General features: G+C 66.3%; 3 protein-coding genes. 1 reads left to right on the top strand and 2 read right to left on the bottom strand.

Annotation, left to right across the window (positions count from 1 at the left end):
* Positions 1–47: 47 nt before the first annotated feature.
* A complete protein-coding gene (locus tag ACWDX9_RS62150; RefSeq protein WP_449973254.1) occupies positions 48–257 on the bottom strand; it encodes a hypothetical protein in 210 nt (69 codons plus the stop codon).
* The gene (locus ACWDX9_RS62155) at positions 247–405 is read right to left on the bottom strand and encodes a hypothetical protein (RefSeq protein WP_449973255.1); all 159 of its coding nucleotides are present in this window, start codon (positions 403–405) and stop codon (positions 247–249) included. Before ACWDX9_RS62155 ends, ACWDX9_RS62150 begins: the two co-directional genes overlap by 11 nt.
* Before the next feature lie 287 nt (positions 406–692).
* Between ACWDX9_RS62155 and ACWDX9_RS62160 the strand changes: the two genes are divergently transcribed.
* Positions 693–2,135 carry a leucine-rich repeat domain-containing protein gene (locus tag ACWDX9_RS62160; RefSeq protein WP_449973256.1) on the top strand — a complete coding sequence of 481 codons (1,443 nt, stop codon included), beginning with the start codon at positions 693–695 and terminating at the stop codon, positions 2,133–2,135.
* Positions 2,136–2,705 lie beyond the last annotated feature (570 nt).

Genomic DNA, 2,705 nt, shown 5'->3' on the forward strand with positions numbered 1-2,705 from the left:
CCGAGTAGTCCTTCAACGCCATCGGCGGTCTTCTCGCTTCCTCCAGATCAAGCAAGATCCAGTATCAGCGTGTCCACTAACCAGGGGGAAGTGCCGAGCACCTGGTTCTCGTGACGGAGCACCAGCAGCTCAGCGTCCTTGGACAGATCAGAGCGGACCAGCACCGTCAGCAGGCCGAACAAGCCTCTCACTAACCGGTAGGCAAGCGATAACAACACCGTGCGATGGTCGCAGCCGCCGCTCTGATCACGCAGCAAAACCCCAGCTCACAGCGCGAAGCCGTGTTTGCGAGTGGGACAGACGCAGGGCGAGAATCTCGATGTCCTTGTCTCGATCGCCCATGGGCAGCAGCCGCAGTGCGGCGAAGGTGCTTGTGACGATGAGGTAGGCGAGGCGAAGGAGCACGGCTGATCATCATGCCGCACGCGTTTGCCTCTCCGGGTGGCCGGAGCTCGCGCACGCCACGCGAAGCCGTCACATGGCCATGACGTGGGCGGATGTAGTTATCGGCAGACGCAGAGTTGGCCAGGGTGAACTGGCGCAATGGTCCGTCCTCGGGGTGTGACGTGCCACGGTTGATGTCGCTGTCTCTGCCACGCTCGTGTCATGCTGGCTCGGCAGTTGGTTGATGCGCGGGTAGACGTTGTGGCGATGCCGGGCTCGGCCCCGGCATCGTCCATCCGTCTGTCGACGTGGATATCGTGATCGCCATGACACCCCGAACCGGCGAATCACCTCAACTGGCCGCACTCCGCAGTCTGCTGGGCGAAGAAAAGCCGCCCTCACCGTCCCGCGCCTGGCGGGCGATACGTGAGCTGGTCGTCATGGATTACGGCATCGGCACCACCGCCGCGACCGAACTTGCCGCCGACTTCGCCGTGATAGCGGAACCGCCAACGGACAGGCTGCTCAAACTGTGGCCGGCCGCTACCGACCGCGGCGAATTCGCTCGACTCCTCCTCGCTCCCGCCTTCGCCCGCGAGCAGCGCACTGACCTCGACCTCGGCAGGAAACACACCTTGGAGGGTGTGGGCCACCTGACGACGCTCCGCCGCCTGCGGATCTCGCGCCGCAAGGACATCACGGTCCTGGACGAGCTCGCCGCCCTCGGCAACCTCGTCCATCTCGATCTCGACCAATGCCCTGAGATCTCCGACCTGGCCCCGATCGCCGGCCTCACCGAGCTGACCACACTCAACCTGGCCGGCTGCCGCACAGTCACCGACCTCGCCCCGCTCAAGGCTCTCACCGGCCTCGAAAGGCTCGATCTGTCCAGGACCGGCATCAGTCATCTCGCCGACCTAACGGAACTCGCTGCTCTCACCGAACTGAACGTCTCTCGATGCGTCCGTCTGGAAGACCTCGAAGGGCTCGGCGATAAACCGGCCTTGACTACCCTGAAGATCGAGGGATGCGCCCGGCTCACGTCCCTGCGGGGCCTCGGCACGCTTCCCGGGATCACCCGCCTCAGCCTGACGGGCTGCGACAAGCTGACCGACCTACGAGGGATCACCGGCCTCACCGGGCTGGAAGGGCTGGTGATCTCCGGGTGCGCCGGCCTCGCCTCGCTCGAAGGCGTCGAACAGCTGCCGTCGCTCCGGTGGGTCTCGATCGTCGACAGCCCCGAGGTGCGCGATCTCTCGCCTCTGTCCGCCGTGCCCGCGCTGCGTAAGCTCCTCCTCTCCGGGCAACCTGTCACCGACGCCTCCTCACTCCCTCGGTCGGCATCGCTGAACGAGCTCACCATCCGCCACTGTGACATCCTGGACAACCTCGACGGGCTTGGCGACCTGCCCGCACTGTCCGATCTGTGGTTGGACGGATGCGGCGGGCTGCGCACGCCAGGAACCGGCCACGATCTCCCGTCGCTGCGCCAGCTGACCCTGTGGGGCAGCCCCGCGCTGGAAGACCTCGGCGGCATAGCCGACCTCCCGGCACTCACCAAGCTGTCGTTGTTGAGACTCCCGGACGACCTCGACCCCGCAGGCCTGCGCGGCCGAGCACCGTTCAAGGAGATCGGCACCCATCGCGACCACGATCCCCGATGGCAGGCCGCCATCTCGCAGGCGCTCGGCAAGAAGGTGCGGATGGTCAACGGCTGGCTCGAAGTCCTGGACGAACCACTGGATGCTTGACGCCGACCGGCCCTCACGCCGCATCGCCCGCATCCCCGCCGCCGCCCGGCTGTCCATCAGCCTGGCGGCAGACGAGGGCCAGGCCCCGGAAGAAGCGGAGACCGGTGCCGCGTTTGTCTATCCCACCGGCGACGACAGGCGCCCTCGGGCTCAGAGGCAGCGGTGACTGGCTGCTGAAAGCTCCCCGTGTCAGCAGGTGACTCTGATCTCGTTGGAGAACTTGAACACGGCATCGCCGCTGAGTTTCCGCATCACGTGCCGCGCCAGGTGTGCTTGCCCGTGCCCTTGTAAAAGTAGGAGGTCGGTACATCACGCCGCTTCCGCGCACCGTTACCTTGGGCGCCATGGGCTCCCACCCATACCAGCGCTTGCGCTGGATCTGCAGCCAACTGTCGCCGTTGCCGCAGTTCAGCTTGCTGCCGAACCCCTTGATGTAGTTGCCGGATTGCTGGTGGGCCCGATGTGTACTTCGCAGCCTGCGGTGGCCGCCTGGGCGGCTGACGCGACCGTGGCGAAGGGCAGGGTGGCGGCGGCGGGACCTGCGGCCAGGGCGAGCCCGGCCGCCACCGC

The organism is Nonomuraea sp. NPDC003201, assembly GCF_053590415.1.